At 72.9% G+C, this 23492-nt stretch carries 4 protein-coding genes and 1 pseudogene; all 5 read right to left on the bottom strand.

The window, feature by feature from the left end:
• Positions 1–2825: type I polyketide synthase (locus NMK44_RS41140; RefSeq protein WP_254753217.1), on the bottom strand; the 2825-nt coding region annotated here is incomplete at its 3' end.
• 24 nt (positions 2826–2849) lie between these two features.
• Positions 2850–7784: a type I polyketide synthase gene (locus NMK44_RS41135; RefSeq protein ID WP_254753215.1), complete on the bottom strand. Its 4935-nt coding sequence runs from the start codon at positions 7782–7784 to the stop codon at positions 2850–2852.
• 62 nt (positions 7785–7846) lie between these two features.
• The gene (locus NMK44_RS42600; RefSeq protein ID WP_308358822.1) at positions 7847–9706 is read right to left on the bottom strand and encodes a beta-ketoacyl reductase; all 1860 of its coding nucleotides are present in this window, start codon (positions 9704–9706) and stop codon (positions 7847–7849) included.
• 63 nt (positions 9707–9769) lie between these two features.
• Positions 9770–12751: pseudogene (locus NMK44_RS42595) on the bottom strand (type I polyketide synthase); the annotation flags it as partial.
• The gene (locus NMK44_RS41125) at positions 12748–23154 is read right to left on the bottom strand and encodes a type I polyketide synthase (RefSeq protein WP_428849374.1); all 10407 of its coding nucleotides are present in this window, start codon (positions 23152–23154) and stop codon (positions 12748–12750) included. The pseudogene NMK44_RS42595 and the gene NMK44_RS41125, both read right to left, overlap by 4 nt.
• Between the last annotated feature and the right edge of the window lie 338 nt (positions 23155–23492).

Here is a 23492-nt window from a genome sequence, read left to right as displayed (position 1 = left end):
CGCTCGACGGTGTCCCAGAATGCGGTGTCGGCGGGGTCGCCGTCGGTGGTCACCGGCTGTACGGAACCCTCCAGCCAGTACCGCTGCCGCTGGAACGCATACGTCGGCAACCCCACCACCGAACCACCCAGACCCGACAACACCGCCGCCCAGTCCACCGCAACACCACGCACGAACGCCTCACCCAACGAGGCCAGGAACCGCAGCGGACCACCCTCACCACGCCGCAACGACCCCACCACGACCGCATCCTCGACCGTCGCCTGAACCGGCATCGTCAACACCGGATGCGGACTCATCTCCACAAACGTCCCGAAACCAGCCTCCGCCAGCGCACCCACCGCCGACTCCAGCTCCACCGTCTCCCGCAGATTCGTGTACCAATACCCCGCATCCAGACCCACCGTGTCCACCGCCCCACCCGTCACCGTGGAATGGAACGGGATCGCGGCACTGCGCGGTGCGATCGGCGCGAGGACATCGAGGAGTTCCTCGCGCAACTCCTCGACATGCGACGAATGGGACGCGTAGTCCACCGGAATGATCTTCGCGCGGACATCCTCGGACTCGTACGCGGCCTGGAGTTCGCGCAGCGCCTCCGGCTCACCGGACACCACGACCGCACCGGGGCCGTTCACGGCCGCGACGGAGATCCGTCCGTCCCAGGCGGTGATCCGCCGGCGCACCTCGTCCACGGGCTGCGCCACGGACATCATGCCGCCTCGGCCGGCGAGCCCCCGTGCGATGGCCTGCGACCGCAACGCCACCACCCGGGCACCGTCCTCCAACGACAACGCACCCGCCACCACAGCCGCCGCGATCTCACCCTGCGAATGACCCACCACCGCACCAGGCTCCACACCACACGCCCGCCACACCTCAGCCAACGACACCATCACCGCCCACAACGCCGGCTGCACCACATCCACCCGCTCCAACCCCGGACCCTCACCCCGCAACACCCCGGACAGCGACCAGTCCACGAACACCGACAACGCCGACTCACACTCCGCCATCCGCCCCGCGAAAACCGGCGAGCAGTCGAGGAGTTCAACCGCCATCCCCACCCACTGCGACCCCTGCCCCGGAAACACGAACACCGGCCGGGTGTCGTCGGCGGCGAGGGCGCCGTCGCCCCGTACCACCGCCGGGGACGCGCCCTCGGACGCCAGTGTCTCCAGGGCACTCAGCAGGGCGTCACGGCTGTCACCGACGACGACCGCGCGGTGGTCGAAGGTGGCACGGGTGGTGGCCAGCGAGAACCCCACATCGGCCGGGGAGAGTTCAGGCCGGGCCGTCAGATGCGACAGCAGCCGCTCCGCCTGCCCCCGCAACGCGGACGCGCTCTTCGCCGACAGCGTCCACGCCACCGCTCCCCCGCCCACCGGGGCCGTGTCACCCGTGTCCGCGGAGGACTCGGAGGCGGTGTCGGGTGCGTCGGGCGCCTCCTCGATGATGGCGTGCACATTGGTGCCGCTGGCGCCGAAGGCCGAGACACCGGCGCGGCGCGGCTCTCCCGAACCCGGCCACGAACGGGCCTCGGTCAGCAGCTCCAGCGCGCCCTCGGACCAGTCGATCCGTGAGGAGCGCTGGTCCGCGTGCAGGGTCCGGGGCAGCAGGCCGTGGCGCATCGCCAGGACCATCTTGATGACACCGCCGACACCGCCGGCCGCCTGCGGATGGCCGATGTTGGACTTCAGCGAGCCGATGAGCACGGGCCGGTCGGACGGCCGGTCCTTGCCGTAGGTGGCGAGCAGCGCACCGGCCTCGATGGGGTCGCCGAGCGGTGTGCCGGTGCCATGGGCCTCGACCGCGGCGATCTGCTCCGCGGTCAGCGAGGCGTTGGCCAGCGCCTGGCGGATCACCCGCTGCTGGGAACGGCCGTTGGGGGCGGTCAGCCCGTTGCTGGCACCGTCCTGGTTGACGGCGGAGCCACGGACGACGGCCAGCACCTCATGGCCGTTGCGGCGCGCGTCGGACAACCGCTCCAGCAGCAGCATCCCGACGCCCTCGCCGAGCCCCATGCCGTCGGCGCCCTCGGCGAACGCCTTGCAGCGGCCGTCCTGGGCGAGGCCGCGCTGCCGGGCGAAGCCGATGAGTCCCATGGGCGCGCCCATCACGGCGGCGCCGCCCGCGAGCGCGAGCGAGCAGTCGCCCTGGCGCAGCGACTGGCAGGCCAGGTGCAGGGCCATCAGCGAGGACGAGCAGGCGGTGTCGAGGGTGACCGCCGGGCCCTCCAGGCCCAGGGTGTAGGCGATCCGGCCGGACATGATGCTGGCGGAGATACCGGTGACCAGGTGGCCTTCGAGCCCTTCGGGCATATGGGGCCAGTCGGGGACGTAGCCTTGGTAGGCGGCGCCCACGAAGACACCGGTCCGGCTGCCGCGCAGGGTGCCGGGGTCGATCCCGGCCCGTTCGAACGCCTCCCACGAGGTCTCCAGCAACAGCCGTTGCTGGGGGTCCATCACGGTGGCCTCGCGCGGCGATATGCCGAAGAAGGCCGGGTCGAACCGGTCGGCGTCGTGGAGGAAACCGCCTTCGGTGGCGTAGACGGTGCCCTGCCGGTCGGGGTCCGGGTCGTAGAGGTTCTCCAGGTCCCAGTCACGGTTGCCGGGGAAGCCGGAGATGGCGTCGCGCTCCCCGGTGACCAGCTCCCACAGGTCCTCGGGGCCGTGGACGTCGCCGGGGTAGCGGCAGCTCATCGCCACGATGGCGATGGGTTCGCGGGAGGCCGCGGTGAGTTGCTGGTTGGCCCGCCGCAGTCGTTCCGTCTCCTTCAGAGACTCCCGCAGTGCGCCAACGATCTTGTCGGTGGGGTTTGCCATTCTCAGCTCCGCACTCACGTCTCGTCAGAGGTCGTTCTTGTCGTAGGCCATGCGGACGAGGTCATCCACGTCCAGGTCGTCGATGGACTCGGCGGGTTCGCCGTCCGCCGGTCCGGTGCCGACGTCGGGGGTACCGGCGAGCCTCAGCAGCTCGTCCAGCAGTCCGGACTCCCGCAGGCGGAGCAGTGGTATGGCGGTCAGGGCCGCCCTGACCTCTGCTTCTTCCGGGTCCAGCGCGGTGTCCGCCGAGTCGCCGGGGAAGAGTTCGGCAGCGATGTGTCCCGCGAGCTCCGCCGCGCTCGGATAGTCGAAGACGACCGTGACGGGGAAGCGCAGTCCGGTGGCGGTGCCCAGCCGGTTGCGCAGGTCGACGGCGCTGAGCGAGTCGAATCCCAGCTCCCGGAAGGCCCGTGACACCTCCACGGCCTCCGGGCCCGGATAACCCAGCACGGTGGCGATCTGGGTGCGCACCAGGGAGAGCACGGCCTTGTGCCGGTCGGCGGCGGGCAGCGCGGCCAGCCGGTCGCGCAGCGAGGAGGACTCCTCGGTCCCGGCCGCCGCCGGATCCGTGTCGGTGGCGAGGACCCGCGCCACCTCGGGTACCTGGCCGATCAGGGGGCTGGGCCGGGCGGAGGTGAAGACGGGGACGAACCGCTCCCAGTCCACGTCGGCGACGACGACCACGGCCTCATCGCGGTCGAGCACCTGCTGGAAACCGTCGATGGCCAGCTTGGGGGACATGAACGGGATGCCCCGGCCGCGCAGTTGCTCCTCGGCGAGGTTGGCGGCCATACCGCCCTCCTCCGGACTCCAGATGCCCCACACCACCGAGGTGGCGGTCAGCCCGCGTGCGCGCCGGTGTTCGGCGAGTCCGTCGAGATAGGCGTTGGCCGCCGCGTATGCGCCGTGTTCACCACTGCCCCAGACGGCCGAGATGGAGGAGAAGAGCACGAACGCATCGAGCGTGTCCCGGTCGAAGAGGGCGTCGAGGTTGGCCGCACCCGCCACCTTGGCCTCGGCGGTGTCCGCGAACTCGGCCAGGTCGGTGTCGGCGAGCGGAACGAGAACACCGGCCCCGGCGATGTGCATCACGGTGCGGATCGGCGGGCCCTGGTCCTCGACCCGCCGGACGAGGGCTTCCAGCGCCCCGCGGTCGGCCACGTCGCAGGCGGCCACGGTCACCTTGGCGCCCAGTTCGGAGAGTTCCGCCGTGAGCTTGTCCGCGCCCGGGGCCTCGGGACCGCGACGGCTGGTGAGCACGAGGTGTTCGGCACCGTTGCGGGCCAGCCAGCGGGCGATCTGCGCACCGACCCCACCCGTACCACCGGTGAGCAGCACGGTGCCCCGCGGGGTCCAGCCGGTGCCGGACCGCGCCCGGTCCGGTGTGGCGCGCATCAGACGGCGGGTGAACACCCCGGAGGGCCGCAGCGCGAGCTGGTCCTCCTCACCGAGGCCGCCCGCGAGCGTCCCGCACAGCCGGGTGGTCACCCGGCCGTCCACGGTGGCGGGCAGGTCGACCATGCCGCCCCAGCGCTGGGGGTGTTCGAGGGCGGCGACCCGTCCGAGGCCCCAGACGGCCGACTGGGCCGGACTGTCGAGGGTGTCGCTGCCACCGGTGGAGACCGCGCCCCGGGTGGCGAGCCACAGCGGCGCGGTGACACCGGTGTCGCCGAGGGCCTGGACGAGGGTGAGGGTGAGCGCGAGGCCGGTGGGCACCCCGGCGTGCGCGGGGTGCGGGGCCTCGGCGAGGCCGAGCAGCGAGAGCACCCCGGAGGGGGTGGTCCCGGCCGTGGCCTCGGCGATCCGGACGGCGGCCGCTCCCCGGTCCGCCTCGTCGATTTCGACGGTGAGGACGGTGGCGCCCTGGGCGGCCATCCCGGTGCGCAGGGCGTCGATGAAGTGGGCGTCGGCCGGGCGGTCGGCCCTTGGGCCGCCGGTGTGGTGGCGGGCCGCCGGGACCGCCAGCAGCCAGGTGCCGTCGAGGGCGGCCGAGGACGGGTCCGGTACCCGGTTCCAGATGAGGTGGTACCGCCAGGAGTCGAGGACGGAACGCTCACGGCGCGTCCGTCGCCACGAGGAGAGTGCCGGGAGCACGGCCCCGAGGGACTGTTGCGCGGTGGTGTCGACGCCGAGTTCGGTGGCGAGGGCCTCGAGGTCGCCACGCTCGACGGTGTCCCAGAATGCGGTGTCGGCGGGGTCGCCGTCGGTGGTCACCGGCTGTACGGAACCCTCCAGCCAGTACCGCTGCCGCTGGAACGCATACGTCGGCAACCCCACCACCGAACCACCCAGACCCGACAACACCGCCGCCCAGTCCACCGCAACACCACGCACGAACGCCTCACCCAACGAGGCCAGGAACCGCAGCGGACCACCCTCACCACGCCGCAACGACCCCACCACGACCGCATCCTCGACCGTCGCCTGAACCGGCATCGTCAACACCGGATGCGGACTCATCTCCACAAACGTCCCGAAACCAGCCTCCGCCAGCGCACCCACCGCCGACTCCAGCTCCACCGTCTCCCGCAGATTCGTGTACCAATACCCCGCATCCAGACCCACCGTGTCCACCGCCCCACCCGTCACCGTGGAATGGAACGGGATCGCGGCACTGCGCGGTGCGATCGGCGCGAGGACATCGAGGAGTTCCTCGCGCAACTCCTCGACATGCGACGAATGGGACGCGTAGTCCACCGGAATGATCTTCGCGCGGACATCCTCGGACTCGTACGCGGCCTGGAGTTCGCGCAGCGCCTCCGGCTCACCGGACACCACGACCGCACCGGGGCCGTTCACGGCCGCGACGGAGATCCGTCCGTCCCAGGCGGTGATCCGCCGGCGCACCTCGTCCACGGGCTGCGCCACGGACATCATGCCGCCTCGGCCGGCGAGCCCCCGTGCGATGGCCTGCGACCGCAACGCCACCACCCGGGCACCGTCCTCCAACGACAACGCACCCGCCACCACAGCCGCCGCGATCTCACCCTGCGAATGACCCACCACCGCACCAGGCTCCACACCACACGCCCGCCACACCTCAGCCAACGACACCATCACCGCCCACAACGCCGGCTGCACCACATCCACCCGCTCCAACCCCGGACCCTCACCCCGCAACACCCCGGACAGCGACCAGTCCACGAACACCGACAACGCCGACTCACACTCCGCCATCCGCCCCGCGAAAACCGGCGAGCAGTCGAGGAGTTCAACCGCCATCCCCACCCACTGCGACCCCTGCCCCGGAAACACGAACACCGGCTTGCCGACACGGCCCGCGGTGCCCTGGACCACCGTGTCACCGGGTTCGCCACGGGTGAGTGCGGTGAGCCCGGTGCGGAAGTCCTCCGCGGTCCGGCCGACCACGACCGCGCGGTGGTCGAAGGTGGCACGGGTGGTGGCCAGCGAGAACCCCACATCGGCAGGCGACAGCTCAGGCCGCGCCGTCAGATGCGACAACAGCCGCTCCGCCTGCCCCCGCAACGCCGACGCGCTCTTCGCCGACAGCGTCCACGCCACCGCTCCCCCGCCCACCGGGGTGACGGAGGGCTCCTCCCCGACTGTCGACGGCCGCTCCTGCGGGGCCTGTTCGATGATGGCGTGGGCGTTGGTGCCGCTGGCGCCGAAGGCGGACACCCCGGCGCGCCGGACACGTCCGGTCTCCGGCCACGGGCGCGCCTCCGTGAGCAGTTCCACGGCTCCGGAGGACCAGTCGACGTTGGGCGACGGCTCCTCGATGTGCAGGGTCCTCGGCAGGACACCGTGGCGGATGGCCTCCACCATCTTGATGACGCCACCGACTCCGGCGGCGGCCGCGGTGTGGCCGATGTTGGACTTCAGCGAGCCCAGCCACAGCGGATGGTCCGAGGGGCGCCGACGGCCGTAGGTGGCGAGCAGCGCCCCCGCCTCGATCGGGTCACCGAGCGAGGTCCCCGTTCCATGGGCCTCGACCGCGTCCACATCACCGCCGGTCAGGGTGGCGTTGGCCAGGGCCTGGCGGATCACCCGCTGTTGTGCCCGGCCGTTGGGGGCGGTCAGACCGTTGCTGGCACCGTCCTGGTTGACGGCGGAGCCACGGACGACGGCCAGCACCTCATGGCCGTTGCGGCGCGCGTCGGACAACCGCTCCAGCAGCAGCACTCCGACACCCTCGCCCCAGGCGGTGCCGTCCGCCGTGGAGGAGAACGCCTGGCAGCGGGAGGAGGCGGACAGCGCCCGCTGACGGCTGAATTCGATGAAGCCGCCCGGGGTGGACATCACGGTGGTGCCGCCGGTGAGTGCCATCGCGCAGTCGCCCTGACGCAGCGACTGGCAGGCCATGTGCAGGGCCACCAGGGAGGACGAGCACATGGTGTCGACCGTGACGGCGGGGCCCTCCAGGCCCAGGGTGTAGGCGACCCGGCCGGAGAGGATGGCGCCGGAGGCCCCCATGGACATCTGGCCCTCCAGTCCTTCGGGGAGCCGGGTCAGTCCGCGGGCGTAGTCGAAGTCGGTGGCGCCCATGAAGATGCCGGTGTCGCTGCCGCGCAGGGTTCCGGGGTCGATCCCGGCGCGTTCGAGGGTCTCCCAGACGACCTCGAGCAGCAGCCGCTGCTGGGGGTCCATGGTCAGGGCCTCACGCGGTGATATCCCGAAGAACGCGGGGTCGAACCGGTCGACGTCGTAGAGGAATCCGCCCTGGCGGGCGTAAGTGCGGCCCTCGGTGTCGGGATCGGGGTCGAAGAGGTTGGCGAGGTCCCAGCCGCGGTCGGCGGGGAAGTCCCCGATGCCGTCACGGCCCTCGGCGACGGCGTCCCACAGGTCCTCGGGGGACCGGATATCGCCCGCGTAGCGGCAGTTCATGGCGACGATGGCAATCGGCTCGGGCGTCTGGAGATCCTCGATCCGCCGGTGGGCGGCGCGGAGGTGGCCGGTGGCCCGCTTGAGGTAGTCACGCAGTTTCTTCTCGTTGTCCATCTGTCGTCAGCTCCTCAAGAGGGCCGGAGTGCCGGTGGCGGCCGTGGGGGTCGGGCGGCGGGTCATGAGGCCGTGATGTCCTGGCCCAGCAGCTCGAACATCCCGTCGAGCAGGTCGAACATCTCGTCGTCGGTGGCCGCCTCGATGTCGTCCATGTCCAGTGCGGCGAGGGTGGAGCGGGCACGGTCCAGTGCGGCGAGGGAGGCGATGTCCTCCGCGCCGCCCACGGGGTCGCCGTCCGACGGCAGGAGTTCCTCACGCAGCAGCGCGGCGAGGTCGTCGGTGGTCGGGTAGTCGAAGACGAGGGTGACCGGCAGCCGCAGCCCGGTGGCGGCGTTGAGCCGGTTGCGCAGGTCGACGGCGGTGAGCGAGTCGAATCCCAGCTCCTTGAAGGGCCGTCCGGGCTCGACCGCGGAGGCGTCGGCGTAACCGAGCGCGGCCGCCGCCTGTCCGGCCACCAGCTCCGCCAGCGCGGTGTCGCGGTCGGCGGGGCTCAGTTCGGCGAGCCGTGCGCGCAGCGCGCCGCCGCCACCGCTCTCCTCCCGCTCCGGTCCGCCCAGCTCCGCCGCGGTGGAGCGGCCGGCCTCGGGGATGTCGGCCAGCAGCGGCAGGGGGCGGGTGGCGGACAGCGCGGGGGCGAAGCGCTCCCAGTCGATGTCGGCCGCCACCAGGAAGGCGTCGCCCCGTGCGACGGTCCGGCTCAGGATCCGGGCCGCCCGTTCGCCGTCCATCGGGGTCACCCCGCGGCGCCGGAGCTGGTCCGCCACCTCACCGTCGATCATGCCGCCCCCGGCCAGCGCGCTCCAGGCCACGGAGGTGGCGGGCAGCCCGTCGGCGCGGCGCGACTGGGCGAGCGCGTCGAGACAGGCGTTGGCCGCCGCGTAGTTGCCCTGGCCCGCGGCACCGACGGTGCCGGCGATCGACGAGAGCAGTACGAACGCGTCGAGGTCCAGGTCCCGGGTGAGTTCGTGCAGATGGTGGGCGCCCGCCACCTTGGGGCGCAGCACCCGATGGAGCTGCTCCAGGGTGAGCGCGTCGACGGTGGCGTCGTCCAGGGTGCCCGCGGCGTGCACCACGGCGGTGAGCGGGTGCTCCACCGCGTCGTCGGTGAGGGTGTTCAGCAGACCGGCCAGGGCGTCGCGGTCGCCCACATCGCAGGCGGCGACGGTCACCCGGGCGCCGAGCCCGGTGAGTTCGGCGGTCAGCTCGGGCGCGCCGGGGGCGTCGGGGCCACGGCGGCCGGCCAGGACCACGTGGTGGGCACCATCGCGGACGAGGGTGCGGGCGAGACGGCCACCGACACCTCCGGTGCCCCCGGTGACGAGGACGGTGCCGCGGAGGCGCCAGTCCTCACCGGGCGGGGTGGCACCGGCCCGCCGCAGCCGCCGGGCGAGGGTGCCGGAAGGGCGGATCGCGAGCTGGTTCTCACCGTCCTGGCGGGTCAGGGCATCGGTGAGGGCCATGAGCACGCCGGTGTCGGATGTTCCGGGCAGGTCGATCAGACCGCCCCAGCGCTGCGGGTGTTCCAGGGCCACCGCGCCGCCCAGCCCCCACACCAGGGCCTGGTGCGGGGCGGTCGGCCCGTCGGCGCCAGAGGTGGAGACCGCGCCGCTGGTGACGCACCACAGGGGCGCCTCGACAGCGGTGTCGCCCAGGGCCTGGACGAGGGCGAGGGTGGTGGCACAGCCGGTGGGCACGTCCGGCCACACCGGATGCGGGGTCTCGTCGAGGGCGAGCAGGGACAGCACCCCGGCCAGGTCGTGGGTCCGGCCGAGGGCGTCGGTCAGCCGGGTGGCCAGCCGGACGCGGTCGGCGTCCTCCGCCCCGACACCGACGAGCACGACCGTGGCGCCGCTTTCGGTGAGGCGGGCGGTGATGGCCTCGACGGCCGGGGTCGCGGTGCCGTCGGCGGGGGCCGCCACCAGCCAGGTGCCGGATACGACGGGGTTCCGTCCGCTGTCCAGGGGCTGCCAGCCGACGCGCTAGCGCCAGCCGTCCAGCTCCGCCTGGTCGTTCCGCCGGGCCCGCCACGAGGACAGCAGCGGGACCACGGCGCTGAGCGGGGTGTCCGCCCCGGCGCCCAGCTCCGCCGTCAGGGTCTCCAGGTCCGCGTTGTCGACGGCCGCCCAGAAGTCGGCGTCGGACGGACCCGCCACCGTGGCGGCGGTGCGGTCCTGGGGCTCGACCCAGTAGCGGTCGCGCTGGAACGGATAGGTGGGGAGCTCCACCCGGGGTGCGCCACGGTCCGCGAACAGCCCCCGCCAGTCCACCTCCGCGCCGTGCGCGTACGCCTGGGCGAGGGAGAGCAGCATCCGCCGCGGTCCGCCCTCGTCCCGGCGCAGGGTACCGATGACGGCCGCCGCGCCGTCCGCGTCCTCGACGGTGGACTCGATGGCGGCCGCCAGCACGGGGTGCGGGCTGACCTCGACGAACAGCCGGTGGCCGCTGGTGAGCAGGCCACGGGTGGCCGCCTCGAGCCGTACCGTCTCGCGCAGGTTGCGCGCCCAGTACCCGGCGTCGAGCCCGGCGGTGTCCATGGTCTCGCCGGTGACGGTGGAGTGGAAGGTGACGCGCGAGGTGCGCGGGCGGATGGGGGCGAGAAGGCCCAGCAGCTCACCGTGGATCGATTCCACCTGCGCGGAGTGCGAGGCGTAGTCCACCGGGATCAGCTTGGCGCGGATGTTCTCGGCCGCGCACACCGCCTGGAGTTCACGCAGGGCGTCCGGCTCCCCGGACACGACCATCGCGCCGGGGCCGTTGACCGCGGCCAGCGAGATCCGCCCGTCCCACGCCGCGATGCGCTCGCGCAGGGACTCCACCGGCAGCGCGACGGACATCATCCCGCCGTGGCCCGCGAGTCCGCGCGCGATGGCCTGCGAGCGCAGCGCCACCACCCGGGCCCCGTCCTCCAGCGACAGCCCGCCGGCCACCACGGCCGCCGCGATCTCACCCTGCGAATGGCCCATGACCGCGGCCGGTGCCACCCCGCAGCTCCGCCACACCTCGGCGAGCGAGACCATCACCGCCCACAGCGCGGGCTGGACGACGTCCACCCGCTCCAGCCCCGGACCGTGGCCGCACAGCACATCGGTCAGCGACCACTCCACGAACACCGACAGCGCCGTCTCGCATTCGGCGATCCGCCGTGCGAACACCGGTGAGGAGTCGAGGAGTTCGACCGCCATCCGCATCCACTGGGACCCCTGCCCCGGGAACACGAACACCGGGCGCGCCTCGGCCGCCGCCGCGCCCTCGCCCCGTACGGTGTGCGCGGCCGCGCCGCCGGAGGCGAGCGCCTCCAGCCCGCCGAGCAGGGTGTCGCGGTCGCCGCCCACCACGGTGGCGCGGTACTCGAAGGCCGAACGGCCCGCCGCCAGCGCGTGGCCGACGGCGGCCGGGGTCAGCTCCGGGCGTCCGGCCACATGGGACCTGAGCTGTTCGGCCTGCGCCCGCAGCGCCGCCTCACCGCGCGCCGAGAGCACCCAGGGCACCTCGGTCCCGCCGAGCGCGATCCCGTGGTGTTCCGGTCCGGTGTGCGCCGGTTCGGTGAGGGCCGGTTCGTTCTCCCCGGTGGCCGGGGCCTGTTCGAGGATCACATGCGCGTTGGTGCCGCTCACCCCGAAGGCGGACACCCCGGCGCGGCGCGGACGGCCCCGGTCCGGCCACGGCCGGTCCTCCGTCAGCAGCTCGACCGCGCCCGAGGACCAGTTCACGGCGGACGTCGCGGTGTCGGCGTGCAGGGTCCTGGGCAGCACACCGTGGCGCAGCGCCATCACCGTCTTGATGACCCCGCCCACCCCGGCCGCGGCCTGGGTGTGCCCGATGTTGGACTTCAGCGAGCCCAGCCACAGCGGATGGCCGGACGAGCGTCCCTTCCCGTAGGTGGCGAGCAGCGCGCCCGCCTCGATGGGGTCGCCGAGCGCGGTACCGGTGCCATGGGCCTCGACGGCGTCGACATCGTCCACCGACAGTCCGGCGCCGGACAGCGCCGCCTCGATGACCCGGCGCTGCGCGGGGCCGTTGGGCGCGGCGAGCCCGTTGCTCGCACCGTCCTGGTTGATGGCGCTGGACCGCAGTACCGCCAGCACCGGGTGGCCGTTGGCCCGCGCGTCGGACAGCCGCTCCAGCAGCACCATGCCCACGCCCTCGCCCCAGCCGGTGCCGTCGGCGCCCGCGGCGAAGGACTTGCACCGGCCGTCGGCGGCGAGTCCGCGCTGATGGCTGAATTCCACGAAGACCCCGGGAGTGGACATGATGGCCGCACCGCCCGCCAGGGCCAGCGCGCATTCACCACGCCGCAGCGCCTGGGCCGCGAGGTGCAGTGTCACCAGCGATGACGAGCACGCGGTGTCCAGGGTGATCGCGGGCCCTTCGAGGCCGAGGGTGTAGGCGATCCGGCCGGAGGCGACGCTGGTGACGTTGCCGATGAGCAGATGCCCCTCCACACCGCGCGGCGCGTACTGCGGGTCGCCGCCGTACTGGAAGGAGGCGAGGCCGACGTAGACACCGGCGCGGGCGCCCTTCAGCGACAGCGGATCGATGCCCGCGCGCTCGATGGCCTCCCAGGACACTTCGAGCAGCAGCCGCTGCTGGGGGTCCATGGCCAGCGCCTCGCGCGGCGAGATGCCGAAGAACGCGGGGTCGAACCGGTCGGCGTCGTAGACGAAACCGCCCTCACGGGTGTTGCAGGTGCCGGACCGGCCGGGGTCCGGGTCGTACAGCCCTTCGACATCCCAGCCGCGGTTGGCGGGGAACTCGGCCACGGCGTCCCGTCCGTCGGCCACCAGCCGCCACAGATCGTCCGGGGAACGGACACCGCCGGGGAAACGGCAGCCCATCGAGACGACGGCGATCGGCTCCCGTTCGGCGGTCTCGATCTCGTCGAGGCGGTGGCGGGCCTGCTTGAGGTCGGAGGAGACCCGCTTGAGGTAGGTGAGGAGTTTCTCTTCGTTCTCGTTCGCCATCAGGAAGCCCCGAATTCGTTGTCGATGAAGTCGAAGACCTCGTCGGCGGTAGCGGACAGGAGGGTGGTGTCGGCGGACGGGTCCGCGGTGGACCCCGCCGGTGGCCCGCCCAGCGCCGCCATGAGGGTGTGGAGCCGGGCCGTGACCCGTTCGCGCGCCGCCTCGTCGGCCACCAGACCCGGCAGCGCGGACTCCCAGGCGTCCAGCTGGTCGAGGACCGCCTCGGCGTCCTCCGGCGTCCGGCGCAGCGGCAGTTCGGCCCGCAGATGGGCAGCGAGCGACGCGGGCGCCGGATAGTCGAAGACGAGGGCCGCGGGAAGGTCGAGCCCGGTGGCGGCGCTGAGCCGGTTGCGCAGTTCGACGGCGGTGAGCGAGTCGAAGCCGAGCTCCTTGAACGCGCGGCCGGTGGCGACCGCGTCGCAGGAGGAGTGGCCGAGCACGGCCGCCGCCTGGTGGTGCACCAGATCGCGCAGGGCCCGGTCCACCTCGTCGTCCGACAGGCCCGCCAGGCTCTCGACGAAACCGTGTCCGTGGTCCTCCGGTGCCGTGGCGCCGGTGTCGGCGGTGGCGGCGAGCGCGGCCCGTACCTCGGGCAGTTCACCGATCAGCGGACGCCGCCTGGCCGCGGTGAAGCCGGGTACGAACCGGTCCCAGCGCACATCGGCGAGGACGAGCGAGGTCTCGCCGGTGTGCAGGGCCTCGCCGAGCGCGGCGACGGTCAGCTCCGGTGCCATGGCGGGGAGTCCGCGGCGGCTCAGATGCTCCGCCACCTCACCCTGCTCGATCATCCCCCGGTCGGCCCACGGACCCCAGGCGACGGAGGTGGCGGGCAGACCGCGGGCGGCGCGCTGCTCGGCGAGGGCGTCCAAGCAGGCGTTGGCGGCGGCGTAGGCGCCCTGTCCGCCGCTCCCCCAGGCCGCGGCGATCGACGAGAAGAGCACGAACGCCTCGAGGTGGTCCTGCTCCAGCAGCTCGTCCAAGTGGCGCGCGCCCAGCACCTTGCCCTCGGCCATCTCCGCGAAGTCCGCCACGGTGCTGTCGTCGATCTGGGAGAACGCCACCACGCCGGCCGCGTGGAAGACCGCGCTCACCGGGTCGCCCCCGGCCGTGATCTCACGGAGCAGCGCGGCGACCTGGTCCCGGTCCCGTACCTCGCACGCGGCGAGCGTGACGCGCACGGCTCCCTCGCCCAGCGCGACGAGTTCATCGCGCAGTTCGGCGGCGCCCGGCGCGTCCGCGCCACGGCGGCTGGTGAGCACCAGGTGTTCGGCGCCCGTACGGGCCAGCCGCCGGGCCACCTGGGCGCCGAGTCCTCCGGTGCCCCCGGTGATCAGCACGGTGCCGTGCGGCTTCCAGCTCTCGCCGCCCGGGGTGCGCAGGGGCGCACGGACGAGCCGCCGTGCGAACACCCCCGCGTCGCGCACCGCGAGCTGGTCCTCGGTACCGCTCTCCCCGGGGATGCCCGCCAGGGCCGCGCACAGCCGGTCCGCGGTCCGCTCGTCGACATCCGCGCGGAGGTCGACCAGACCGCCCCAGCGCCCCGGGTGTTCCAGGGCGGCCACCCGGCCCATACCCCAGGTGGCGGCCTGCTCGGGGCGCGTGACGGGATCGGATCCGCCCACCGATACGGCACCGGCGGTGGCCAGCCACAGCGGGGCGGTCACCCCGGTGTCGCCCAACGCCTGGACCAGCCCGAGGTTGAGGGCAAGTCCCGTGCTGAGAGCGGCGTGTCCGGGGTGCGGGCCGTCATCGAGGGCCAGCAGGGACAGCACACCGGCCGGCGTGCCGTGGCCCGCAAGCGTCGTCCGCAGCGTCTCGGCGATGGTGGCACGTGTGGCGCTCGCGGACAGCCGCAGGGGCACGGCCTGCGCTCCGCGCGCGGCGAGGGCCCGCAGTACGGCGGTCACCGCAGGGCTGTCGTCCGGCCCCTCGGGGACAACCTCGGGGACGGCCACGAACCAAGTGCCGGAGAGAGCCGTGTCCGATGCGTCGGCCACCGGCGACCAGGTGATGCGGTAGCGCCAGGAGTCGATGGTGGCGCGGTCGCTCTGACCACGGCGCCAGGAGGAGAGGGCAGGCAGCAGATCGCTGAGCTGTGCCTGTTCGTCGATCTCCAGGGTCGTCGTCAGGGCGTCCAGGTCCTCACGTTCCACCGCGTCCCAGAAGCGCGCCTCCGCCGAGGCCGTGTTGACGGAGTCGGTGCCGGACGACGTGGGCGTGGCCGGGGAAGCGAACCAGTAGCGCTGCCGCTGGAAGGCATAGGTCGGCAGATCGACTCGGCGGGCGCCGCGGCCTTCGAAGACCCGCTCCCAGTCCACCACCCCACCATGGGCGTGCAACTGACCGATGGCAGTGTGCAGCGCCTCCGCCTCGTGGCGGTCCTTACGCAGCAGCGGAATGAACGCCGCCTGCGGAACACACTCCTGACCCATCCCGGACAACACACCCACCGGCCCCAACTCAACGAACCGGCTCACACCCTGAACCTCAAGCGCACGCATCCCGTCGCCGAAACGCACCGCCTGACGCACATGACGCACCCAGTACCCGGGCGAACACACCTCCCCATCCGCCACTTCACCCGTCACGTTCGACACGATCGGGATCGAGGGCGCGGTGAAGGTGACACCCTGCGCCACCGCGGCGAACTCCGCCAGCATCGGCTCCATCAACGGCGAATGGAAAGCATGAGACACCCGCAGCCGCTTGCTCTTACACCCCACCGCCTCCGCGATCCCCAGCACGGCGGCCTCCTCGCCGGAGATCACCGTGGCCGCCGGGCCGTTCACCGCGGCGATACTCACCCGGTCCTCAAGACCTGCCAGGTGGGGAAGCACCTCGGATTCGGGAGCCTGGAGGGAGACCATCGCGCCACCCTCGGGCAACGCCTGCATCAACCGACCCCGAGCCGCCACCAACGCACACGCATCCTCCAGCGAGAACACACCCGCGACATACGCCGCAGCAAGCTCACCCACCGAGTGGCCGACCAGGAAGTCCGGCTGCACACCCCAGGACTCCAGCAACCGGAACAACGCCACCTCAAAGGCGAACAACCCCGACTGCGTGAACACCGTCCGGTCCAACGCCCCCGCGTCCCCACCGAACACCACCCCACGCACCGAACCATCCAGATGACGATCCAGCCCCCCACACACCTCATCGAACACCGACGCAAACACCGGGAACGCTTCGTAAAGCTCACGCCCCATCCCCAACCGCTGCGCACCCTGCCCCGCGAACAGGAAGGCCGTACGGCCCTCGTCATCCGTGACCGTGCCGGGGGTGACACCGGAGATGAGCTGGTCCAGGCCCCGGAGGAGTTCCTCACGGTCGCCGCCGACCACCGTCGCCCGGTGCGAGAACACCGAACGGCTCAGCGCCAGCGAATACCCCACATCCACCGACGACAGCTCCGGCCGCGCGGCCACAAACGCCCGCAACCGCTCCGCCTGCCCACGCAACGCCGCCCCACCACGACCCGACAACGCCCACGGCACCACGCCCACCGTCACGTCGACCGGCCGCTCCGCGAGCACGTCGTCAGGCTCCTCGGGGGCCTCCTCCAGGATCAGATGGGCGTTGGTACCGCTGATACCGAAGGCCGAGACTCCCGCACGGCGCGGACGGTCCGACCGTGACCAGTCCCTGGCCTCGGTCAGCAGCTCCACCTCGCCCGCGGACCAGTCCACATGGGGCGTCGGCTCCTTGATGTGCAGGGTCCGGGGCAGCAGGGCGTTGCGCATCGCCATGACCATCTTGATGACACCGGCACCACCCGCGGCGCCCTGGGTGTGACCGATGTTGGACTTGAGCGCGCCCAGCCACAGCGGACGGTCCGCCTCCCGCCCCTGGCCGTACGTGGCCAGGATGGCCTGTGCCTCAATGGGGTCGCCGAGCCGGGTGCCGGTGCCATGGGCCTCGACCGCGTCCACCTCGGCCGCCGTCAGCCCCGCGTTCGCCAGCGCCTGCCGGATCACCCGCTGCTGGGAGGGGCCGTTGGGCGCGGTGAGACCATTGCTCGCACCGTCCTGGTTCACGGCGGAGCCACGCACCAGGGCCAGTACCGGATGGCCGTTGGCCCGTGCGTCGGAGAGCCGCTCCAGCAGCACCATGCTGACGCCCTCGCCCCAGCTGGTGCCGTCGGTGTCGGAGGAGAACGCCTTGGAGCGCCCGTCCGGTGCGAGACCGCGCTGACGGCTGAACTCGATGAACAGACTCGGGGTGGACATCATCGTCGTACCGCCCGCCAGCGCCAGCGCGCACTCGCCCTGCCGCAGCGCCTGTGCCGCCTGGTGGATGGCGACGAGCGAGGAGGAGCAGGCGGTGTCGATGGTGAGCGCCGGTCCCTCCCAGCCCAGGGAGTAGGCGATCCTGCCGGACACCACACTGGCGGCCTTGCCGGTCAGCAGATAGCCCTCCATGTCCTCGGGTATCTCGCCGAGGTGCGCGGCGTAGTCCTGGCCGGTGCTGCCGACGAACACGCCCGCGGTGCTGCCCTTGGTGGTCTGGGGGTCGATGCCCGCCCGCTCCAGCGCCTCCCACGACGTCTCCAGCAGCAGCCGCTGCTGCGGGTCCATGGCGAGGGCCTCGCGCGGGGAGATGCCGAAGAACTCGGGGTCGAAGTGGTAGGCGTCGTAGAGGAAGCCGCCTTCCTTGGCGTAGCTCTTGCCGGGGGTGTCGGGGTTGGGGTCGTACAGCTCCTCGACGTTCCAGCCGCGGTCCGTCGGGAAAGTGGAGATGACGTCCCGGCCGTCGGCCACCAGTTCCCACAGGTCCTCGGGGCCGCGCACACCGCCCGGCAGCCGGCAGCTCATGGCCACGATGGCGATGGGGTCGTCGTCGGCGGGGCGTACGGCGGCCACCGCCGTCTCGGTGTGTGCCTCCTCGCCCAGGGCCTCGCGTCGGAGGTGGCCGACGAGGACCGCGGGGGTGGGGTAGTCGAAGAGGAGGGTGGTGGGCAGGCGCAGTCCGGTGGTGGCGCCGAGCCGGTTGCGCAGTTCGACGGCGGTGAGCGAGTCGAAACCGACCTCCCGGAAGGCCCGGTTGGCCCCGATGTCGTCGGACGAGGAGAGCCCGAGCACGGACGCGGCGTGTTCGCGTACCAGGTCCAGCAGGAACGGCTCGCGGTCGGCGGGTGCCAGACCGGCCAGCCGCTTGCCGAAGGAGGTCTCGCCGTCGGCGGTGTCCCCGGTCCCTCCGGTGGCGCGTACCACACGCCGGGCGGGTGTCCTGACCAGACCGCGCAGCCAGCCGGGCACGGCCGGCTGTTCGGGGGTGCCGCTCGCGGCCCGGCGGCGCAGCTCGGCCAGGTCGAGCCGGACGGGCACCAAGGTGGCATCGCCGACGGCCCGTGCCGTGTCGAACAGTGCCATGCCCTCCGCGCTGGGCAGCGGCCGGATGCCGGAGCGCGCCATGCGCTGCACATCGGCGTCGGCCATGTGGCCGCTCATACCGCTGCGCTGTTCCCACAGGCCCCAGGCGAGGGACTGGGCGGCCATGCCGCGGGCCCTGCGATGCTGGGCGAGGGCGTCGAGGAAGGCGTTGGCGGCGGCGTAGTTGGCCTGGCCCGCGTTGCCGATGGTGGCGACGACCGAGGAGTACATCACGAACGCGGTCAGGTCGAGCCCGGCGGTCAGCTCGTGGAGATGCTGTGCCGCGTCGGTCTTGGGCCGCATCACCCGGTCCACGCGCTCGGGGGTCAGCGCGTCCACGACCCCGTCGTCGAGGACACCGGCGGCGTGGACGACGGCGGTCAGCGGATGGTCGGCGGGTATCGCGGCGAGGACGTCGGCGAGCGACCGACGGTCGGCGGCGTCACAGGCGGCGACGGTGGCGGAGGCCCCCGACTCGGCCAGTTCGGCGCGGAGTTCGGACATGCCCTCGGCGGCGGCTCCCCGTCGGCTGAGGAGCAGCAGATGCCGTACGCCGTGCTCGGTCACCAGATGGCGGGCGACCAGTCCGCCGAGGGTGCCGGTGGCGCCGGTGATGAGCACCGTGCCCTCGGGGTCCATCCGGCGGTGGTCTCCGGCGTGTTCACCGGGTTCGACGACGGCCACCCGGCCCAGCCGGGGCAGCCTCAGCAGGCCCTCGCGCAGCGCGGACTGCGGCTCGCCCGAGGCCACGGCGTGTGCCAGCGCGTCCGTCGAGTCGCGGTGTCCGTCGAGGTCGACCAGGGCGAACCGGCCGGGGCTCTCCGACTGCGCGGAGCGCACCAGACCCCATACGGCGGCGTGGGCCACGTCCGGAACCTCTTCGCCGGGTACGGCCGCGACGGCGCCCCGGGTGATGAACACCAGCCGGGTGGCGGCCAGTCGCTCATCGGACGTCCATGTCTGGAGCAGGGAGAGCGCCCGGTGCACGGCGCTTCGGGCCGCCTCCGCCATCTGGCCGTCCGGCTGGTCCTCCCGCTCCGCCGGGCCGCAGGGCACGAGCACCACCTCGGGGGCCCCGGCGGTGGTGTCGTAGGGCACCGCGCCCAGGGCGGGGCCGAGCCCCAGTGTGTCCTCGCCGAGCACCGCCCAGTCCACCGGCGGCGCCGTGGACGGGTCCGGGGTCCGCGCCACGTGCCACTCCAGCCGGAACAGCGACGGGTGGTACGTGTGGCCGCCACGGTTCAGCTCTTCCGCCGTCACGGCACGTGGTACGACACGCTCGACGGAGGCCACCGGTCGGCCGTCCGGGTCGGCCACGTCGAGCGCGTAGCCGTCCGGTCCGGCCGGGGTGAGGCGTACGCGCAGTGCCGTGGCGCCGGTGGCGTACAGCGTCAGCCCGCCCCATGCGGAGGTGAGCCGCAGCTCCCCGCCGTCACCGGGGAGGTCCAGCGCGCCGACCGCCGTCTCCAGCAGGGCCGGGTGGAGGCCGTAGTGCGCGGCGTCGGCCTGTTCCTCCTCGGTCAGTCCGACCTCGGCGAAGAGGTCGTCGCCGAGCCGCCACACCGCGACGGCACCGCCCGCCGCCTCGACGGGGACGGCGTCGGCCGGGGGCCACACCGTGAGGTCGAAGGCGGGGGCTCCGGCAGCGGTGCCGAGGGTCGCCGTGGCACACCGGGTCCACGGCTCGTCGGGGTCGGCGTCCTCGGCGCGCGCGTGGACACCGAGGGTCCGCGTGCCGTCGTCGTCCGGGGACCCGAGGTGCACCTGGAGCAGCACCGCGCCCTTCTCGGGCAGCACCAGGGGCGCGTCCAGCGTCAGTTCCCCGATCCGGTCGCAGCCCACCCGGTCACCCGCGTGGAGTGCCAGCTCCACGAAGGCGCTGCCCGGCAGGACGGTCAGGCCGGGGGCGGTGCCGTCGGCCGGCCACGCGTGGCTCTGGGCGGAGATCCGGCCGGTGAACAGGTGGCCGTCGGCTCCCGCCAGTGCCACCGCGGCCCCCAGCAGAGGGTGTTCGGCGGCGGCCAGCCCCGCCCTGGCCACATCGCCCGCCGCCACCGGCTTGTCCAGCCAGTAGCGCTGCCGCTGGAACGGATACGTCGGCAGGTCGGCGCCGGGCGCGCCCCGTCCGGCGGTCACCGTGGGCAGGGTGAACACCTTCGCCCAGTCGGGTTCGATCCCCTGCGCGTACGCCTCGGCGAACGAGGTGGTGAAGCGCTGAGCGTCGCCCTCCTCGCGGCGCAGGGTGCCGACGATGGCGGCGTCCACCCCACTGTCCTCGACGGTCTGCTGGAGCGACATGGCGAGCATGGGGTGCGGACTGCACTCGATGAACGCCGTGTGGCCGTCGGCCAGTAGCGCCCGGGTGGCCCCCTCGAAGTCGACCGGCTCGCGCATGTTCCGGTACCAGTAGCCGGTGTCGAGACCGGTGGTGTCCAGCGGGCCACCGGTCACCGTGGAGTAGTACGCGATCCGGGACGGCAGCGGCGCGACACCGGCCACCTCGCGCAGCAGCCGCTCGCGCAAAGCGTCGACCTGCGGGGAGTGTCCGGCGGTGTCCACACCGGGGACCCTGCGGGACTTCACCCCGTCAGCCGCCAGCTCGGCCATGAAGGCGTCGAGCGCCTCGGGGTCGCCGGAGACCGTCACGGTCCCGGGGCTGTTCACGGCGGCGATGCCCAGCCGCTCGCTCCAGGGCACCAGACGTCCGGCCACGGCTTCGGCCGAGGCCAGCACCGACAGCATCCCGCCCTTGCCGCTCAGTTCGTACCACGCCTGGCTGCGCCGGGCCACGACCCGGGCGGCGTCCTCCAGTGAGAGCCCGCCCGCCACGTACGCGGCGGCGATCTCGCCCTGCGAATGGCCCACCACGGCGGACGGTTCGATCCCGTGCGAGCGCCACAGCGCGGCCAGGGACACCATCACCGCGAACAATGCGGGCTGGACCACGTCGATGCGGGACAGCGGGGGCGCGTCCGGCGCGCCGCGCAGCACCTCGCGCAACGACCAGTCCAGGAAGGGGTCCAGGGCGTCGGCGCAACGCTCCAGTTGCTCGGCGAAGACCGGTGAGGAGTCCCACAGCGCCAGCGCCATGCCGATCCACTGCGAGCCCTGGCCGGGGAAGACGAACACGGCCTTCCGGCCGCTGCCGCCCGCCGTGCCCTCGACCACGTTCGGCGCGGCGGTACCCCGTGCCAGCGCGTCGAGCCCGTCGAGCAGCCGCTCCCGGTCGCGGCCGATCACCACACCGCGGTGGGTGAAGGCGGTCCGGGTGAGGGCGAGCGCACCCCCCAGCTCCACGAGATCGGTGTCGAGGTCGAGATCATCGCCGCAGCGGTCGGTGAGGTGGTCCCGGAGCTCGGCGGCACGTGCGCGCAGCGCCTGTTCGGTCCGGCCCGACAGCACCCACGGCAGAACGGCGGCGGGGGTCGCGGGCTCCGGGGTTTCCGGGCCCTCCTGGGACCCGGCGGGTGCCTGCTCGAGGATGGCGTGCGCGTTGGTGCCGCTGATACCGAACGACGACACACCGGCGCGGCGCGGCCGCTCGACCGACGGCCACTCCCGGGCCTCGGCGAGCAGTTCCACGGCCCCCGAGGTCCAGTCGACGTGCGGGGAGGGCTCGCGCACGTGCAGTGTCCTGGGCAGCACACCGTGCCGCAGCGCCATCACCATCTTGATGACACCGGCCACGCCCGCAGCCGCCTGCGGGTGGCCGACGTTGGACTTCAGCGAACCGAGCCACAGCGGACGGTCGTCGGGACGGCCCTGACCGTAGGTGGCCAGCAGTGCCCCGGCCTCGATCGGGTCACCCAGCGAGGTGCCGGTGCCGTGGGCCTCCACCACGTCCACCTCGTCGCCGGACAGTCCGGCGTCGGCCAGGGCCTGCCGGATGACCCGCTGCTGGGACGGTCCGCTCGGCGCCGTCAGTCCGTTGCTCGCGCCGTCCTGGTTGGTGGCGGAGCCGCGTACCAGTGCCAGCACCTGGTGGCCGTTGGCACGCGCGTCGGACAGCCGCTCCAGCAACACCATGCCCACGCCCTCGCCCCAGCCGGTGCCGTCGGCATCCGACGAGAACGCCTTGCAGCGGCCGTCGGGCGACAGCGCCTTCTGGCGGCTGAGTTCGACGAAGATGCCGGGGCTGGACATCACCGTGGCGCCGCCGGCCAGCGCGAGCGAGCACTCGCCCTGGCGCAGCGACTGACAGGCCATGTGCAGGGCGACCAGCGACGACGAGCAGGCGGTGTCCACGGTGACCGCCGGGCCCTCCAGGCCGAAGGTGTACGCGATGCGGCCGGACGCCACACTGGTGGTGCCACCGGTCAGCAGATAGCCCTCGAACCCCTCCGACGCCTCGTCCATCCGCGGGCCGTAGTCCTGGGGCATGGCGCCGACGAAGACACCGGAGGCGCTGCCCTTCACCGAGGCCGGGTCGATACCGGCCCGCTCGAACGCCTCCCACGCGGTCTCCAGCAGCAGCCGCTGCTGTGGGTCCATGGCCTGGGCCTCGCGCGGGCTGATGCCGAAGAAGGCGGGGTCGAACCGGTCGGCCTCGTAGAGGAATCCGCCCTCGCGCACATAGCTGGTCCCGTGGCGTGCCGGATCCGGGTCGTACAGCCCCTCCAGATCCCAGCCACGGCTGGTGGGGAAGCCGGCGATGGCGTCCCGGCCCTCACTGACCAGCCGCCACAGTTCCTCGGGGGTACGGACACCCCCGGGCAGGCGGCAGCTCATCGCCACGATCGCGATGGGGTCGTCGTCACCGGCAGTGGCACGCCGGGTGGGTGTGACGGCCGTCGCCGGGGACCCGGCCACGACGTCCTGGACGTGGCGGGACAGCGCCAGGGGGGTGGGGTGGTCGAAGAGGAGGCTGCCGGGGAACCGCACTCCCGTGGCGGTGCCGAGGAGGTTGCACAGTTCGACGGACATGAGCGAGTCGAAGCCCAGATCCTTGAAGACGGTGTCGGTGTCGACGGCCTCGGGCCTCCGCTGGCCCAGTACCCGTGCGGTGTGGGCGCGGACGAGTTCGAGGGCCACGCGCTCACGGTCGGCGGGATCGGTGAGGGACGTGAACTCCTGGCGCCATGAGAGCGGTTCACCGGCGGCTACGTCCTCCGCCTGGGGCAGCGGGGTGTCCAGCCAGTAGCGCTGGCGTTGGAAGGCGTAGGTCGGCAGGTCCACTCGGCGGGCGCCGCGGCCTTCGAAGACCCGCTCCCAGTCCACCACCCCACCATGGGCGTGCAACTGACCGATGGCAGTGTGCAGCGCCTCCACCTCGCCGCGGTCCTTACGCAGCAGCGGAATGAACGCCGCCTGCGGAACACACTCCTGACCCATCCCGGACAACACACCCACCGGCCCCAACTCAACGAACC

This window comes from Streptomyces cucumeris (assembly GCF_024295805.1).
Taxonomy (GTDB): Bacteria; Actinomycetota; Actinomycetes; order Streptomycetales; family Streptomycetaceae; genus Streptomyces; species Streptomyces cucumeris.
This window is presented reverse-complemented; position numbering and strand designations above follow the sequence as displayed.